This window comes from Hymenobacter sediminis (genome assembly GCF_003231285.1).
In the GTDB taxonomy this organism is placed as follows: domain Bacteria; phylum Bacteroidota; class Bacteroidia; order Cytophagales; family Hymenobacteraceae; genus Hymenobacter; species Hymenobacter sediminis.
Genome location: NZ_QKNS01000002.1, coordinates 90,409 through 107,290, shown reverse-complemented (window position 1 = coordinate 107,290; position 16,882 = coordinate 90,409). Strand labels below are relative to the sequence as shown.

12 protein-coding genes and 1 other RNA gene are annotated in these 16,882 nt (G+C 56.5%); 9 read left to right on the top strand and 4 right to left on the bottom strand.

Annotated elements, in window-relative coordinates; all coding sequences use genetic code 11:
• The first annotated feature begins 34 nt into the window (after positions 1-34).
• Positions 35-886: an N-acetylglucosamine kinase gene (locus DNI29_RS07065; protein WP_110977399.1), complete on the top strand. Its 852-nt coding sequence runs from the start codon at positions 35-37 to the stop codon at positions 884-886.
• Positions 887-989: 103 nt separating this feature from the next.
• Here the strand turns inward: DNI29_RS07065 and DNI29_RS07060 are convergent, their stop codons facing one another.
• Entirely contained in the window at positions 990-3,905 is a 2,916-nt protein-coding gene (locus DNI29_RS07060; protein ID WP_110977398.1) for an alpha-amylase family glycosyl hydrolase, read from the bottom strand.
• 194 nt (positions 3,906-4,099) lie between these two features.
• Here DNI29_RS07060 and DNI29_RS07055 point away from each other — a divergent pair, with 194 nt between their 5' ends.
• From DNI29_RS07055 to DNI29_RS07020, 7 genes are all read left to right on the top strand, one after another.
• Complete coding sequence (locus DNI29_RS07055; RefSeq protein WP_110977397.1) at positions 4,100-5,107, top strand: DUF2279 domain-containing protein; 1,008 nt, start codon at positions 4,100-4,102, stop codon at positions 5,105-5,107.
• Between the two features lie 125 nt (positions 5,108-5,232).
• Positions 5,233-6,342, top strand: coding sequence for a Smr/MutS family protein (locus DNI29_RS07050; RefSeq protein ID WP_110977396.1), 1,110 nt, complete (start codon positions 5,233-5,235; stop codon positions 6,340-6,342).
• A gap of 626 nt (positions 6,343-6,968) precedes the next feature.
• Positions 6,969-7,883 carry a metallophosphoesterase gene (locus DNI29_RS07040; protein ID WP_110977394.1) on the top strand — a complete coding sequence of 305 codons (915 nt, stop codon included), beginning with the start codon at positions 6,969-6,971 and terminating at the stop codon, positions 7,881-7,883.
• Positions 7,884-8,066: 183 nt separating this feature from the next.
• Positions 8,067-9,926 carry a M1 family metallopeptidase gene (locus DNI29_RS07035; protein WP_110977763.1) on the top strand — a complete coding sequence of 620 codons (1,860 nt, stop codon included), beginning with the start codon at positions 8,067-8,069 and terminating at the stop codon, positions 9,924-9,926.
• Positions 9,927-9,937: 11 nt separating this feature from the next.
• On the top strand, positions 9,938-10,243 hold the full coding sequence (locus tag DNI29_RS24080; RefSeq protein ID WP_123823103.1) for a MafI2 family immunity protein: 306 nt from the start codon (positions 9,938-9,940) through the stop codon (positions 10,241-10,243).
• Between the two features lie 46 nt (positions 10,244-10,289).
• An RNA gene (gene rnpB / locus DNI29_RS07025) (RNase P RNA component class A) lies at positions 10,290-10,692 on the top strand.
• 121 nt (positions 10,693-10,813) lie between these two features.
• Positions 10,814-11,992: a sigma-54-dependent transcriptional regulator gene (locus tag DNI29_RS07020; RefSeq protein ID WP_110977392.1), complete on the top strand. Its 1,179-nt coding sequence runs from the start codon at positions 10,814-10,816 to the stop codon at positions 11,990-11,992.
• Positions 11,993-12,115: 123 nt separating this feature from the next.
• Here DNI29_RS07020 and DNI29_RS07015 read toward each other — a convergent pair whose 3' ends face one another.
• Positions 12,116-12,469: an Imm32 family immunity protein gene (locus DNI29_RS07015; protein ID WP_202910389.1), complete on the bottom strand. Its 354-nt coding sequence runs from the start codon at positions 12,467-12,469 to the stop codon at positions 12,116-12,118.
• A 126-nt stretch (positions 12,470-12,595) separates the two neighbouring features.
• The gene (locus DNI29_RS07010) at positions 12,596-13,597 is read right to left on the bottom strand and encodes a long-chain-fatty-acid--protein ligase (RefSeq protein WP_110977391.1); all 1,002 of its coding nucleotides are present in this window, start codon (positions 13,595-13,597) and stop codon (positions 12,596-12,598) included.
• 117 nt (positions 13,598-13,714) lie between these two features.
• Here DNI29_RS07010 and DNI29_RS07005 point away from each other — a divergent pair, with 117 nt between their 5' ends.
• Complete coding sequence (locus DNI29_RS07005) at positions 13,715-14,293, top strand: hypothetical protein (protein WP_123823101.1); 579 nt, start codon at positions 13,715-13,717, stop codon at positions 14,291-14,293.
• A gap of 73 nt (positions 14,294-14,366) precedes the next feature.
• Here DNI29_RS07005 and DNI29_RS07000 read toward each other — a convergent pair whose 3' ends face one another.
• A complete protein-coding gene (locus DNI29_RS07000) occupies positions 14,367-16,790 on the bottom strand; it encodes a thiamine pyrophosphate-dependent enzyme (protein ID WP_110977389.1) in 2,424 nt (807 codons plus the stop codon).
• Positions 16,791-16,882: the final 92 nt, after the last annotated feature.

Below are 16,882 nucleotides of genomic sequence, written 5' to 3'. Positions count from 1 at the left end.
CAGCCCTAACTTTTCTTCACCTTTCCAACCGGATATGATTCTTATTGCCGACGGCGGCTCGACCAAGAGCAGTTGGTGCCAGCTTGATGAGGCTGGTAACCGCGTGTACTTCAACACTGAAGGGTACAACCCCGATTTTATCAACACCGAAGGCGTAGTCGCTTCGCTTGAGAAGAATCTGCCCGATACCCTACCCCGCCAGCAGGTTACAGAGGTGCATTACTACGGCGCTGGCGTTTCTTCCGCGAAGAAAGCTGAAATACTGGCCAAAGCCATGCGCCAGGTGTTTCCTCAGGCCCGGGTGGTAGTAGACCACGATTTGCTGGCCTCAGCCCGGGCACTGCTGGGCCGCAAGCCTGGCTTCGCGGCCATCCTGGGTACCGGTACTAACTCTTGCCTTTATGACGGCGAAAAAATCACTTATAACGTCGATTCACTCGGCTATTTCCTAGGTGATGAAGGTAGCGGCTCATTCATTGGTAAGCGCCTGCTGCGCGACTACCTGCGTGACCTCCTACCCGATGGTTTGCAGGAAATCTTCCAGCAAGAGTTCAAGCTAACCCGTGATGACATTCTGGACCGGCTCTACAACCAGCCGCTGCCCAACCGCTTTCTGGCCAGCTTCGCCAAGTTCACCTACGACCACAATAACATCAGCTACTGCCGCGAGATTGTGCTCCAGGGCTTTGAGTCGTTCTTCGCCAACATTGTGCGGCACTACCCCAACTACCAGGACTACACCTTCAACTGCATTGGTTCGGTAGGTTACAACTTCCGCGACGCTCTGAGCCAAGTAGCCCGCGACAATGGCATGGAGGTCGGTAAAATCATCCGTTCCCCTATTGATGATCTGGTAGCCTTCCACGAGGAGGAACTGAAAAAATAGCCTACCCCTCATCAGGCCACAAACCCTGGCCAGCCCACAAAAAAGCCTTCCTGTATGCAGGAAGGCTTTTTTTGTAGCCAATGATAAGATGAGGCCGAAGTAGTTACTTCTGCACTACCAGCCGCACAGCTTGCTGCTGCTCACCGGTGGTTAGCTGCACTAGGTACACACCGTTCGCTAGGTTGCCAAGGGGTAGGTCCAGTTGGTGAGCACCGGCTCCCTGGCGAGTAGCTGGCACAGTTTGCACGGTAGCACCCAGCAGGTTGGTAATGGTTACCTGCACGGTGCTGGTTTGCGGCAGCGAGTAGCGCAACTGGGCTACCTGGGTGGCCGGGTTGGGCTGGGCCACCAGTTGCAGTACGGCTGCGTCGCGCAGGCGCTTGGTGGACAGCACGGCACCAGCGGGCACGGCAATCTTGCGCGAGGTGTATACGGCGTACTGACCGGGAGCCAGGGTAAGCGGCGCCGCTGGGTCGGTTACGGTTAGAGTTTCGCCGGTGAGGTAGTTGTACCAAGTGCCAGCGGCCTGGAAATTGGGCACCACGGTAGCCGACTGCACATCGAAGTTGCCCACGATGGTTACGTTCAGGCGTGGATCGGTGAGGTGCATGGTCTTCACGGGGCCGTTGAGGCTTTGGGTGAAGCTGGCTGGGTCCTCGAAGGCGGGTTCCTGGGTTTTCAGGGCAATCAGGCTGCGATACACGTCGTAGAGGCGGCGGCGCGGGCTCTGCTTGCTGTAGTACTGCGGGTCGTAGTCCCAGAGGGCAGGCTTGTTGCTTAGCTTGCAGTCGTCTTTAGGATACGGCTGAGGTATAGTGCCATCGGGGCAGGAGAAAATAGACTTGTCGTAGCCTAGCTCCCCAAACTGCCAGATCATTTTCGGGCCGGGCACGGGTAGAAAGAACGCGGCAGCCATTTCCTGACGGGCCAGGGCAGTAGACAGGTTTTTCACGCTGTAGGAACCTGCAGCATTGCCGAAGGCCAGGTTTTTGTACATCAGGCGCTCCTCGTCGTGGCTTTCCATATAGGTCACCAGGTTGGGCTGGCTCCAGCCGCGGCCGCCCTGGCTGGTGCTGCCGTAGTAGCCGTAGCTGAAGTTCGACTTGCCGCCTTCGTTGTAGCCCATGGTGGCCTCATTGTAGTTGTCGGTCATCTTGCCCCACAGCATCAGGCCCATGTCCGACAGGGCTTTTTCCTCGTCGTTAGAGCCCAGGTGTTCCAGAATGGCGTAGGAAGTTGGGTCCACGCTCACCTGGAAATCGTGGTAGTCTTTCCAGATATCCACCCGCGACTGATCGTAGGCCGACCAGGGACCGGCGTCGGTGGTTATCTTCTGGGTAAAGCCTTTGCTCAGATCGAAGCGGTAGCCGTCGATGTTGTATTCTTTCAGCCAGTGCTCCATCACGCGCTTGCTAAAATAGCGGGTGTAGGGGCTTTCGTGGTTGAAATCGTAGCCTACGTTGAAGGGGTGGGTGGCGTCGCGGTTAAACCAGGGGCTGTTGGCGGCGGGCTTGCCGTCGTTGAAGTACAGCTGTACCATGGGGCTCTGGCCGAACGACTGGTTGAGCACCATGTCAACTACCACCGCAATGCCGCGCTTGTGGCACTCATCGATAAAGCGCTTCAGGTCGTTTTTGGTGCCGTAGTATTTATCCGGAGCAAAGTAGAACGACACATTGTACCCCCAGCTTTCGTTGCCTTCAAACTCGGTGGGGGGTAGCAGCTCAATCACATTTACGCCCAAGCGCTGAAGATAAGCCAAGGTATCGGTGAGGTGCTTGTAGTCGTGCTTACCGATAAAGTCGCGGGGTAGCAGCTCATATACCACCATATCGGCGCGCTTGGGCCGCTGGAAGTTGGTGGTCTGCCAAGTATACGCTGGGGCATTGCCTTGCAGCACCGAAACGATGCCCGTGGTTTTGCCGACGGGGTAAGGCTTCAGGTTGGGGTAGGTTTCGGCCGAAATGTACTTGTCGTTGTCGGGGTCGAGCACTTTCTCGGTGAAGGGGTCGGCCACGCGCTGGGTTTCGTTTACCAGAAACTGGTAGGCGTACTCCTGGTTAGGGTCCAGACCGTCAATCTGCACCCACCACCGATCGTCGGCAGCGCGGTTGGCCGTGGTCGTATCCGTGCGCTTGAGCTGGTAAGCAGGTCCGGGCTGCCAGTTGTTGAAGTCGCCGATAACGTACACCGATTTTTTCAGCGGAGCCGTCAGGGTCAGCACCGCCGAGGTACCGCCGTTGAGGTAGGTAATGCCGTCCTTTTTGGTACTAGCGGGCAGCGGAGCAACAGTCAAGGGCACGCGCGCTAACACCACCAGCGTACTAGAAACCGTAGCGGAGCCGCTGGTGGCGGTAAGCACCAGTTCGTTGCGGCCAGCTTGGGTGATGGGCACATTAGCCGTGAGGGTTTTGGCATTAACCTCCCGTGCTACCTGAGTGCCGTTGACTGTAAGCGTGAGGGTAGCCGCTGCCGAAGCCTCGCCTTTCACGCTAAGGGTAGTACCGCTGTTCACAAATACCGGGTTACCACCCGTGGCTGACGGGCTGGTAAATACCACCGACAGCGCGGCCTGGGCCACGTCCACCAGAATATCGGCGTTGTTGTCGCCCTTGCCCTGGGGGTTGCCGTTGGCTCCGCGAAACACCATAGCCAGCTTCTGAATTACCTCCGCATCCGTGAGGCCAGGATAGTAGGTGCGCGGCGTGAAGGTGATGCTGTACTTGTTGTTGCCCAGCGCGGTCATTTTCTCGGCGGGCGTGGGTACGTTGAAATTCGTGCCTTTTACGTGCTTCCAGTCGGAGTTGGAAGTGCTTTGGTTGGTGATGACACCGGTCCAGATATACACGTCGCCGGTGTAGTTGGCTAATGCTTTATTGCCCTGGCTGGCATCGAAGATAAGGGTAACTGGCTCCGTGTCGCGGAAGAAGGTCGGCTGGGTCGTGACGACCTGCGCCTGCAAAACCGGCATTCCAGCCAGCAGAGCCACCAGACTTAGTAAAAGTCGAAGTGTTTTCATGAAAAATGGGGTTGGGAATTTGGGAAAAGAAAGGACGGTACCAATGCCCTGTTGACACAAACTAAACTATAGCGTCATCCAACAGCGCAAAGGGGCATTAAAGGTAGAGGAATATCTGAAACCCCGCCAAGTCAATAGCGCCTTTTGTTGTAGCTTTGGCGTCCTTGTCCTTTGGCTGTTTTTTCCACGCTGCTATGCTCTTTCCATTCTTCTGCCTGCCGTCTGCCCAAGGGTTTCGGCGCTGGGTGGGGGTAGCAGCCTGCAGCTTACTGCTAAGCGCACCAGCCGAGGCTCAGGTCTCCCTGGCCGCCCCCGATTCGGGATGGGTTGATGCCCCGACCGGGGGTAAGGAATTTAAACAAAGCAGCCCGGTGCAATCCCGTCCTGACACCAGCCGCCTGAGCCAACGCTTACCAGTATTGGCCGGCGGCCTGGCTGTTTCGTATTCTGCCACTCTCTATCTGCTCAGCAAAAGCTGGTACACCGGCGAGCGGACCCGCCTGCATTGGTTTAATGACCTGCCGGAGTGGAAGCAGATGGACAAAGCCGGACACTTCTGGGGCGCTTTTCACGAAAGCCGCGGGGCCGTGGATATGCTGCGTTGGGCCGGCGTGCCCGACCGTAAAGCCCTCTGGTATGGTGGCTTCGTGGGATTCCTGCTGCAAAGCCCCATCGAGCTCCTGGACGGCCGCGACCCACAGTACGGCGCTTCCGCCACCGATTTGGCCGCCAATTTCCTAGGTTCCGTAGGCTTAGTTGGGCAGCAGCTGGCCTGGAACGAGGTACGCATCATGCCTAAATACTCCTTCCATAAAACTCGCTACGCCGGCCTGCGCCCCAATGTGCTAGGCAAAAGCCTCGGCGAGCAATATCTGAAGGACTATAATGGGCAGACCTACTGGCTGTGCGTGGATATAGGAGCCTGGCTGCCGGCCGCTTCCCGCTGGCCGCGCTGGCTGCAGCCGGCCGTGGGCTACGGAGCTCAGCAGATGGTGTACAACGACCAGGATGCCAATGCCGCCCTAGGCCTCTCCCCCTACCGCCAGTACTACCTCTCTCTTGATGTGGATCTGCGCCACATTCCTACCCGCTCTAAGCTGCTAAAGCGCGTGTTCTACGTAGCCAGCATTTTCCATTTGCCGGCTCCTGCGCTGGAGTGGAACAGCCGCCGGGGGTTGGTGGCACACGGGCTATACTACTAACCCCAATGGAAGGCCGGGGTAGTAAACCGGCAGGTGCCCAGTACTCGTAAAGCGCAATCGGTGCGGGCTCGTTTTGCCGGTTACCTTTGTTACTACTATTCCACCCGCATTTTCTTTCTGATCATATGAACGTAGGAGATAGAGTGCGCCTGCTTACCGGGCGCGAAGAAGGCATTATCACCCGCTTGCTCAGCGATGAGCTAGTAGAGGTAGCCATTGATAACGATTTCACCATTCCGGTGCTGCGCCGCGAGGTAGTGGTAGTAGCCGCCGAAGAAACCAAAGCCTTCGGGCAAAGTGCGGCTTCTGTAGCTGCCGAAAAGAAAGCCGCCACCTCGGGCGCCAACCGTGCGGCCAAGGCCGCTGGCGTAGCGGCTCCGGCCCCTACCCCCACCAAAACCGAAGGCCCGACCCCGGTAGCTGCAGCCAAAACCGCCCCAGCTACCGTCCAGAAAGGCATCTACCTGGCTCTCACGCATCAGTCGCCGGAATTGCTGGCCGTGCAGTTGGTAAACCACACCGACCGGGAAGTGCTTTATACCTTTGGGGAAGAGCGCAATGGGCAATATCGGGGTTTGTCGGCGGAGAAGCTGGTGGCTAAATCGGCCAGTAAGCCGCTCGGGCACTGGCACCTCAAGGATTTCGATCAGTGGCCCGCCGCCGTAGTTCAGCTCCTACCCTACCAGCTGAACGGAACCACTGCTTATGAGCTGCTCACGAAGCGTCTGCAATTTAAAGCCGCCAGCTTCTACACCAGCCGTCAGCCCAACGTGCCGGTGCTCCAGCGCGAGGCCTACTTGTTCCAACTCGATGAAAAGCCCGCCGCGCCGGTGGCCATTGCGCCCGAGAAGATGGCCGAAACCCTGAAAGCCCAACTCAGCGGCAATGCCCCGGCCAAACCCGCTGCCGTAGCGCCCGCTCCGGAGCCAGCCAAAGCCATTGTAGCACCACCTCATGAGGTAGATCTGCACTTGGAAGCCCTCATGCCCGAAGGCGGCACCGAAGGCATGAGCAATACGGCCATCCTCAAGCTTCAGCTCGAAACGTTTGAGGATACGTTGAGCCGCGCCTTGGCTACCAACATGCACGAAATCGTGTTTATCCACGGCTCCGGCAATGGCACGCTCCGCAAGGAGCTGCACAAACTCTTGAGCCGCAACCGCGACATCAAGTTTTTTGAGGACTCGCAGAAAGAGAAGTTCGGCTATGGCGCTACCTTGGTGCGGCTGAAGTAAATCTGCAATAGATAGAAGCTCGAAATCTGCTTTACTTTGGAGGTACATGGCTGGGTTCTACCCACTATGTGCCTCCTTTTTTATTGCTATATGCCCGAGTCCTCTATCCTTGAACCACCGCGCCGAAGTAAAACCGACCGTTTTTTCTTGGCTTTTCCTATTGTAGTAGCGGTAGTAAGTCTTCTTAGCTTAAGCAACTGCCTCAGCGAAACCAGTGGCCTATTCACTATTCCCAGCCTCTTAACTTCGCTGACAGGTTTAGCGGGCGCGGCCCTTTATTTTCGCAATCGGCAACAACATCGGCCGGTGCAACTTGCCTACACGCTTTTTGCAGTCTGGGCTATTGCGCAGGCTCCTTACCTGGTCTATTCTGTGCCGGCTACGGGCAATGTTACGGGATGGGACGCCACCCAATGCGTTAGGCTACTGCTTGGCTTTGAGTTTACTCTTAAAGGCGGTTCCTCCTTGGAACTCCGCTACAACGCCCTAAATCTGCTATGGACGTGGTGGCTTTACCGGCTACGGCATTTGGCGTAAGAGGCGCCTACCCCTGCTTGTTCTTCGAGGGCCCTACCCCGCTCCGAAGAATCAAGCTTCACTTATTAAATGCTTAGCCTCTGCTACGTATGTACGACCTCATTGGTGATATCCACGGCCACGCCCAGGAACTTCGGCAACTGCTCCAGAAGCTGGGCTACACAAAGCGGGATGGCTGCTACCGCCACCCGAGCCGACAAGTCATTTTTTTGGGCGACTTTGTGGACCGTGGCCCGCACATTCGGGAAACGCTGCAGCTCGTGCGGGCCATGGTAGAAGGCGGCGCGGCGCTGGCCGTGATGGGCAACCACGAGTACAACGCCATTTGCTTTCATGACGAGCACCCGCGCGGCGGCCACCTGCGGCCCCACATCCCGCGCAATATTTTCCAGCACCTGCGCACCCTGGAGGAGTTTTCGAGCCGTGAAGGCTGGGCAGAATGGCAGGATTACATTGCCTGGTTTAAAACGCTGCCCCTGTTTCTGGAGCTGCCCGGTCTGCGGGTGGTGCACGCCTGCTGGGATCCGCGCCACATTGCGTTTCTGCGCCAGGCTCTGCCCGATGGCCGCCTGACCCCAGCGTTTCTGGTGCGCAGCGCCGAGCGGGACACTCCCGAATATGTAGCCGTGGAAGAAACCCTGAAGGGCAAAGAGGTAAACTTGCCTGCTGGGGTGCAATTTCATGACAAGGACGGCAACCCGCGCACCAAAATGCGCACCCGCTGGTGGACCGACCCGCGCACCTGTACCTACCTCGACTATTACCTCGAACCCATTGAGGCGCTGAACGCCCTACCCGTTGAGGTAGATACACTGGCTGATGTGTGGCACTACCAGGAGCCGGTGCCGGTATTCTTCGGCCACTATTGGCTGCGCGGCACGCCTCAGCTACTCAGCCCCTACGCCGTGTGCCTCGATTACAGCGTGGCCAAAGGTGGCGAGCTGGTAGCCTACCGCTGGCATGGCGAGCAGGAGCTGCACGCTGATAACCTAGTTAGCGCCTAACGCAGCAACGCAGCACATTCCCTACCCCTCTTTATTGCCCAAACCATCCGGTTATCGGCTTGGGGCTTGTATAAACCCCAGCTGAATGGCAGGCTCTGGCCGGAACCGATACCAACTGTTTAAACTGCTCAGGCAACCGTCGGAGGGGATGTGGTTACTTTGCGGCAGATCTATTTCTTCCGCATGAAACTCCCTGCGCTTCTCGCCGCTACCCTCCTTTCCCTTCCTGCCTCTGCCCAGCAGTTGCCCGTTCCTCGCAACCTGCAGGCTACCTACGCCAAAGGCACCCGCGCCGAAAGTGGCCTACCGGGTCCCAATTATTGGCAAAACTCAGCCGATTACAAGCTCAAGGTCAATTTTGACCCCACCACCCGGCGCGTATCGGGCACCGTAGAAATTGCCTATCACAACCAAAGTCCGGATTCACTACAGCAGATTTGGTTTAAGCTCTACCCCAACCTTTACCAGAAAGGCGCCGCACGGGCTTCCAGCATGAGCCCCGAGGATATAGGCGAGGGTATGAAGCTGGAGCAGATGACCATTAACGGCGAAAAATCAACTTTTAAAGCCCAACCGCAGGGCACTGATTTTCGCGCCTCTTTGCGCCGCGCCATTGCACCCAAGCAAACGGCGCAGGTTTCTATTTCCTACTCCTACATTCTCAACAAAGGCTCTCACATGCGCACCGGTGAAGTGGAGCCCAACGCGGATTTCGTGGCCTACTTCTTCCCGCGCATCGCGGTGTACGATGATATTGATGGCTGGAACCGCAACCCCTACCTCGGCTCCCAGGAGTTCTACAACGACTTCGCCAACTTCTCCGTGGACATTACCGTGCCCCGCAACTTTGTGGTGTGGGCCACCGGCGACCTGACCAACGCCGAGAAAGTACTAGCCAAGAAATACGCTCAACGGCTCCAGGACGCGGAGAAAAAGGACGGTATCACCAGCATCATCACCGAAGCCGACCTGAAAACCAAGGAAATTACGGCCCCTGGCGCACAGAATACCTGGCACTTTGAGGCCAAGAACGTAACCGACTTCGTGTTTGCCACCACCGACCACTATGTGTGGCAGTCGAGCAGCCTAGTGGTGGACCCAGCCACCAAGCGCCGCACCCGCGTGGATGCCGTGTACAACCCCAAGCACAAGGATTACGAGGAGGTAATTCACTTCGCCCGCAAGACAGTGGAGGCCATGTCGTACACTTTCCCGAAGTGGCCCTTCCCCTACTCCCACGAAACCATCTTCGATGGCCTTGACCAGATGGAGTACCCGATGATGGTGAACGACAACCCCACGGAAACCCGTGAGGATGCCATTACCCTCACCGACCACGAGATATTCCACACGATGTTCCCGTTCTATATGGGCATCAACGAAACCAAGTACGGCTGGATGGACGAAGGCTGGGCTACCATCGGCGAGTGGATTATCTCCGGCATCATTGACCCCAAGCTAAACGACGACTACGGTGTTGCGCCCTACGCTGCCGCCGCCGCTACCGAAGTTGATCTGCCCATCGTTACGCTCAGCACCCAGCAAACGGGCACTGCCTTTTTCCTTAACTCCTACCCCAAGCCGGGCCTGGGCTACCTCTATGTGAAGGATATGCTAGGTGATGAGCTGTTCACGAAAGCCCTGCACACCTACATCCGCAACTGGAACGGCAAACACCCCATGCCCTACGACTTCTTCAACTCGATGAATGCCGGGGCGGGCCGCAACCTCAATTGGTTTTGGCAGCGCTGGTTTTTCGATGGGGGCTACCCCGACCTGGCCATCCAAACCGTCACGAAAACCGGCACTGGCTACGACGTAGTAGTAGAATCCAAAGGCACCAAACCCGTGCCCGTAGACCTGACCATCACCTTCCAGGACAACTCTACGCAGAAAATTCACCGCACCATTGCCGTCTGGGAGCAAGGCGCCCGCACCGTCACGGTGCCTGTGGCCTCCACCAAAGCCGTGAAGCAAGTGAAGCTAGGCGCTACCCTCGTACCGGACAGCTACCCAAAGGATAATGTGTGGGAGGGAAAGTAAGAGAGTTGAAGATGAATAAGAATCCTCTTTTCCTAAGTGTTCTGCGTTCAGTTCAACGCGCACTCTTGTTTAATATTCGACCCTCATTTGTAGCCATTTCAGTGGACTTATCAGACTATAATGTTTTTCTTATGAGAGTACAGCTAGATATCGAACCTGATGAAGATGATAAAGATTTATGCTTTGCAGCCGCCGCAGAGGTATGTGGTGATTTTGTAGAAATCCGCAACAGCGAGGTAACGTTCATTACTTCCAATCTGATTTGTGCCGTGAAGGACCATTTTCCAGCGTTGGTCTATGCTAGAGCTGAGAACTAACCTATTTCCAAGGAAATAAAACAGTACATTCCCTACCTTTGCCCCAGTGATGGGTCGCCCCACCGCGGCGCCGCAAGGCGACGAGGAAAGTCCGGGCAACACAGAGCACCCTGCTTCCTAACGGGAAGGACTGGGCGGTGTAAAGCTTCTCAGGACAGCCAGTGCCACAGAAAACTACCGCCTACGTCGCCTTCGGGCGGCCGGTAAGGGTGAAAAGGTGCGGTAAGAGCGCACCAGCGGCTGGGCAACCACGTCGGCTGGGTAAACCTCAGGGGTTGAAAGACCAAATAAGCTGGCACGCTGGCCTTACGGGGCCGGCACCGGGCGGCTCGTCCGGCGCCAGCGGGTAGGTTGATGGAGCCTTTCCGCGAGGACTGGCCTAGATAAATGGTGGGGCCGCTTCTGCTTGCAGGGGCGGACAGAACCCGGCTTATAGACTCATCACCACACATCAAACGGCCGCTGCAGCTTCGGGTGCAGCGGCCGTTTTTGATTGCCCCTTCCTACCCCTTCCGACATCCGGAACCCCGGTCTTTTCGTTACTTTCGCTGTGTACACCCGTTTCTACTCATGCCCCGCATCCTAATTATTGACGACGAGAAAGCCATTCGGCACACGCTGAAGGAAATTCTCGAATACGAAAGTTACCAGGTAGATCAGGCCGAGGACGGCCCCATCGGCCTGGATATGCTCATCCGCGACAAGTACGACGTGGTGCTCTGCGACATTAAAATGCCCAAAATGGATGGCATTGAAGTGCTGGAGCGGGCCCGCATTGTGGCGCCCAACGCGGCCTTTATTATGGTGTCGGCCCACGGCAACGTGGAAATGGCCGTGGATGCTACCAAGAAGGGCGCCTTCGACTTCCTGCAAAAGCCACCAGACCTGAACCGGCTGCTGGTAACTGTGCGCAACGCCCTCGACCGCACTAAGCTCACGGCCGAAACCACCAAGCTGGCCACCGAAAACAAGACGCTTAAGAAAAAGCTGGCCAAAAACTCGGAAATGATTGGCGACTCGGCGGCCCTCACGGCTGTGCGCAAAGCCATTGAGAAGGTAGCCCCTACGGATGCCCGCGTGCTCATTACGGGCCCCAACGGCGCCGGCAAGGAAATAGTAGCCCGCCAGCTTCACGAGCTCAGCAACCGTAGCAGCGGCCCCTTAATTGAGGTAAACTGTGCCGCCATTCCCTCTGAGCTGATTGAGTCCGAGCTATTTGGGCACGAAAAGGGTTCGTTTACTTCGGCCGTTAAGCAGCGCATTGGCAAGTTTGAGCAGGCCGACGGCGGCACCTTGTTCCTAGACGAGATTGGCGACATGAGCCTTTCAGCCCAGGCCAAAGTGCTGCGCGCCCTGCAGGAAAACAAGATTACGCGCGTGGGCGGCGAGAAGGAAATTTCGGTGAACGTGCGGGTGCTGGCAGCTACCAACAAAGACCTGCTCCAGGAAATTGCTGACCGTAACTTCCGCGAGGACCTCTACCATCGTCTTTCCGTCATTCTGATTCAGGTACCGGCCCTCAACGACCGCCGCGACGATATTCCGGCCCTCATCGAGAAATTCCTGAAGGACATAGCCGCCGACTACGGTAACAAACCCAAGCGCATTGAGGATGCCGCCCTCTCCTACCTCCAGGGCCTTGACTGGCGCGGCAATATCCGGGAGCTGCGCAACGTAGTGGAGCGCCTCGTTATCATGAGCGACGACACAATTACCGAAGCTGACGCCCGCGCTTTTGCTGGAAAGTAAAAACCGGGAATAGTAACAAAGAAGCGGTGTCAGAATCAATTGATTCTGACACCGCTTCTTTGTTACTATTCCCGATTAGCTCTGACTTTGCGATAGTGCCGGAGCAACAGCGAATCAATAATATTATTTATTACTTTTTTCTTTTGGAATGTACCTTCCGTAAAAAGCACCTGTGCCTTTTGCATCAAGTCTGCCAACAATTATTGGGTTAGAGCTTTTCGACAATTCAATTCCTGGCCTCAACTGGTAATGCTCTCTTGCTCCTACTGGCAAGTACTTATCATTTACTTCTTCCTGATTGAGGTCAGCTATTTCTATTAATAGCTTTGCAAAAGATTTAAGACCTTCTGGATTTCCATGAATTAATATCTCATCCCACTTTATTACCACTCCGTCACTTTCGTCTTCACAACGAGAAACGAATATATCTAGAAGCCCCTCAATTTCATTGCCTTTTGTTTGCTTATACTTCATCATGCATCTTAACTATTGGGGTCTTTTATTGTAATTATAGGTATTATCTGTGCTCAAGAAAGTTCTACTTATTTTTATCCTGAGAAGTTAGCAAATGCTGCCTAAGGTTACTAAATCCACTGCAAGCAATTACACCATCTGGTTGCACCCGCGAATATCGGAGTTATCCAGGCGGCCGAGCACTTCGAAGGAACCATCGGGGTACATGCGGGCCAGGTCCTTAGTTTCGATGAAGGCGCAGGAGTCCACGTTGGCCAAGTCAATGACGTTAATAGCGCCGCTGGCCCTGGTAGCTGACACCGAGAAGGGGTCACTGGGGTCGCGTAAGAGCACTTGCAGCTGCGGCGGGGCATGGAAACGCCCGTCGCCGAAGCTATAAGCCTGACCCAGCAGCTCCGTCATACCGTACTCGGAATGAATGCCTACGGGCCCGAAAGCTTGCTGCAGTTCGGCGTGCAGTTCCTCCCGAATCATTTCGCGGCGGCGACCTTTCATGCCCCCGGTTTCCAGCACTGTGAGGCCAAGTAGAGCCGGGTCGCCGGCATACTCGGCGGCTAAGTCCAGCAGGGCATAACTCACCCCAATCAATAGCACCCGGCGGCTAGTATCCTGCTTGGCCTCGCGCAATGCCGAGAGCAGTGCGGCGTGGTCGTGGAGGAAGAAAGCTGGCTGCTGCTGGCCCGAAACCTGCGCGAAATAATCGACCATTGCTACCAATGATGACTGGCCTTGCTCCAAATACGAGGGTAGCAAGGCCAGCACCGTCCAGCCCGTGAGTGAGCCATAGTAGTGCTCAAAGATGCGGGCCGCATGTTGGCGATACAGCTGCGGGTCTCGGACGTAATGATGGCTGCGTTGCTGCTGGGTAGTGCCGCTGCTCAGAAATACTTCTTGCGGCTCCCAATCAGCCCCGTTGGTGCGCACCGCGTGGGTTTTGAAGAACTCAATGGGCAGGAAGGGTATTTGCTCTACCAAGCGCACCTCTGCTGGCTGGCAACCAAGCGCCGCCAAGTACTCGCGGTAGGGGGGGCAATGCTCGGCTTGGTGCTGAAATAAACGAAGAGCTGCTGCCCCAGCGGTGGCGGCGGTCAGGTGCGGAAGCTGGTGAAGGTAGTCGGCGCGGAAACTCATGCAGGGGACGCGGGGTTAGCGAAATACTAGAACAATGTGAGCGGCACTTCGTTCGTTTAGATGTTGTACCTTCCCGCTGGCGGGGGCCGCTTCCCCCAGTATCTGTTTCTGCCTCCTATGACCATACTTCGTACTCTCAGCTATGCGGCGTTGCTGGCCCTCATGGGGGTAGGTGCTGCCTCCTGCATCAACCCACCTGAATACTCTGACACGCCGGAAATCAGCTTCAAAAGCCTCACTTCCGTGCCCTTCGACTCTATTAAAGATGGTGATCCTGCAGGCTCTTTCAACCGGGTCGTGGTCACGATTTCCTTCAAGGACGGTGATGGTGATTTAGGCTTATCTGATGAGGATACGAATCCACCATATGCCCGACTCAACCCCGACGGCAGCCTGAATAAGTACAACAATAATTATTTCTTAACTCTTCAGGAAAAGAACTCCGATGGCACGTTTTCAGACTTTGTGCTTCCAGATCCTGGGCTGAATTATAACAGCCGCTACCCCCGCCTAGAACCTGATTCTCAAGGCGACCGGAAGCAACCACTAAAAGGAGACTTGTCATTTAAGCAGACCTTTGGCGTTGGTTCTCCACCGTTCGTGAGAGGACGTACCGTTCGGTTTCGGGTGTATATTGTGGACCGCGCTTTGCACGAAAGCAACGAAGTCTTTACTGACCCAATTACTGTTCAGTAGCTTTTTTCTAAGCGCATAAAAAGCTCAGGCGCACCTACTCCGAAACGAGAGGTGCGCCTGAGCTTTTTGTTACCTAGTAAATAGCCGGAAAACGCTTGGGGTCCGCCTCCTGCATAATTTCATACACGGCATCGAACACGTCCTCGGCGTTCGGCTTGCTGAAATAGTCGCCGTCGGAGCCATAGGGAGGGCGGTGGGCCTGGGCCGAGAGGCAGCGCGGCTGGGAGTCGAGGAACCGGTAGGCCTGCTGCTCATCCAGCACCTGCTGCATCATATAGGCAGTAGCGCCACCAGGCACGTCCTCGTCGGCGAACAGAACACGGTTAGTGCGCTGCAATGAGTCGGCAATAATGTGGTCCACGTCGAAGGGCAGTAGGGTCTGCACGTCGATGATTTCTACATTGATGCCTACCTCCTCCAGCTGCTTGGCGGCATCCTGCACAATCCGGCACATGGAGCCATAGGTGACAATCGTCACGTCTTCCCCTTTCTTCAGGGTTTCGGGCCGACCGAGGGGTAGGGTAAACTCGCCCACATTGCTGGGGATGCGCTCTTTCAGGCGGTAGCCGTTTAAGCACTCAATCACGATGGCCGGCTCATCGGAGCGTAGCAGCGTGTTGTAGAAGCCAGCGGCCTGGATCATGTTGCGCGGTACACACAGGTGCATCCCGCGTATAGAGCCCAGAATCATCTGGATAGGCGAACCCGAATGCCAGATGCCTTCCAGGCGGTGGCCGCGGGTACGCACAATCAGCGGAGCTTTCTGCCCACCTTTGGTGCGGTACTGTAGCGGCGCTACGTCGTCGCTGAGAATCTGGATGGCGTAGAGTAAGTAGTCGAGGTACTGAATTTCAGTGATGGGCCGCAGGCCACGCATAGCTGCGCCAATACCCTGCCCTACAATGGTGCACTCCCGGATACCCGTGTCCGTTACACGCAGTTCGCCAAATTTCTCCTGCAAACCGGCAAAGGCCTGGTTCACGTCGCCAATGCGCCCTACGTCCTCGCCAATGGCGAAGATGCGCGGGTCACGCTGGAAGTTGGCATCGAAGCAGGCCTGCAGCACCTCGCGGGCATCTACTTGAGGAGCGTTAGCGTCGAACTGGGCTTTCACTTCTTCAATGTTGCCAACGGACTCTTCGCTTTGGCTGAAGAGGTAGGAGTTGTAGCGGTCGGCATTTTCGGCCAAGGCCTGTTCCAGCCAGTTCTGCAGGTCGCGGCGGGATGCACTACGCTGGCTCCGCACTTGGCGCAGGGCGCGGCGCACGGTGCGCACCAAATCAGCACGGATGGGAGCTGAGTTATGCTCCAGGGTCTCTACCAGTTCATGCAGGCTATTTTCGCGCCCGGTTTCGGCTACCAGCTTGTTGAGCAGTTGCACTACTTCGTCGCGTTCCTGCTTAATGGGGTTAAAGAAGCTGTTCCAGGCGGCAGCACGGGCTACCTTCACGGTTTCCTTGGCCTCGTTCTCAATCTGGTCGAGTTCTTCAGGGGAGGCGTGGCCTTCCTGCAGCAGCCACTCGCGCATTTTACGGAGGCAGTCGTGCTCTTCTTCCCACGAGAGGCGGTCCTTGCTCTTATAACGCTCATGCGAACCGCTGGTGCTGTGCCCCTGTGGCTGAGTAACTTCCTGTACGTGAATGAGCACGGGAACGTGCTGGGTGCGGCACACCTCAGCGGCGCGCTGATAGGTGTCAATCAGGCCGGCGTAGTCCCAGCCTTTCACCCGGAAAATCTCGAAGCCTTCTTGGCCCTCTCCTTCGCGCTGAAAGCCTTTCAGAATTTCGCTGATATTTTGCTTGGTTGTCTGATACTCAGCGGGAACCGAAATACCGTAGTGGTCATCCCAAACGCTGACGAGCATAGGAATCTGGAGTACACCGGCGGCATTGATGGCTTCAAAGAACATGCCCTCCGAGGTGCTGGCGTTGCCGATGGTGCCGAATGCCACCTCGTTGCCGTTCACTGAAAACTGCGAAAACTGGTGCAGCTCGGGGTTTTGGCGGTAGAGCTTGGAAGCATAGGCCAGGCCCACAAGGCGGGGCATTTGGCCGCCGGTGGGCGAAATATCGGCCGAGGAGTTTTTGCTCTGAGCCAGGTTTTTAAAGTTGCCGTCCTCATCGAGGTGGCGGGTACCGAAGTGACCATTCATGGCGCGGCCGGCCGTGGAGGGCTCAGCTTCTACGTCGGGGTGGGCATAGAGCTGAGCGAAGTACTGCTGCAGGGTCAGCTCACCGATAGCAAACATAAACGTCTGGTCGCGGTAGTAGCCGGAGCGCCAGTCGCCGGCCCGGAAAGCGCGGGCCATGGCTAATTGGGGTACTTCTTTGCCGTCGCCGAAGATGCCGAACTTGGCTTTACCCATGAATACTTCCTTGCGGCCGGCCAAGGAGGCTTGGCGGCTTTCCCAGCCCAGGCGGTAGTCGCGGAGCAGGTCTTCTTTGCTGAGGGAGGCGACGCTAGTTTGCACGTCGGCGGCGGTTTCGGCAGTGGACATAGAAAGAATAGAGAGGCGGGTGGAGTCAGGGGCCGGGCGCTAGTGGTGGTGGGAAGCTGCCGCCCGGAAAGCAGGCCCCCAAAAGTACGGAT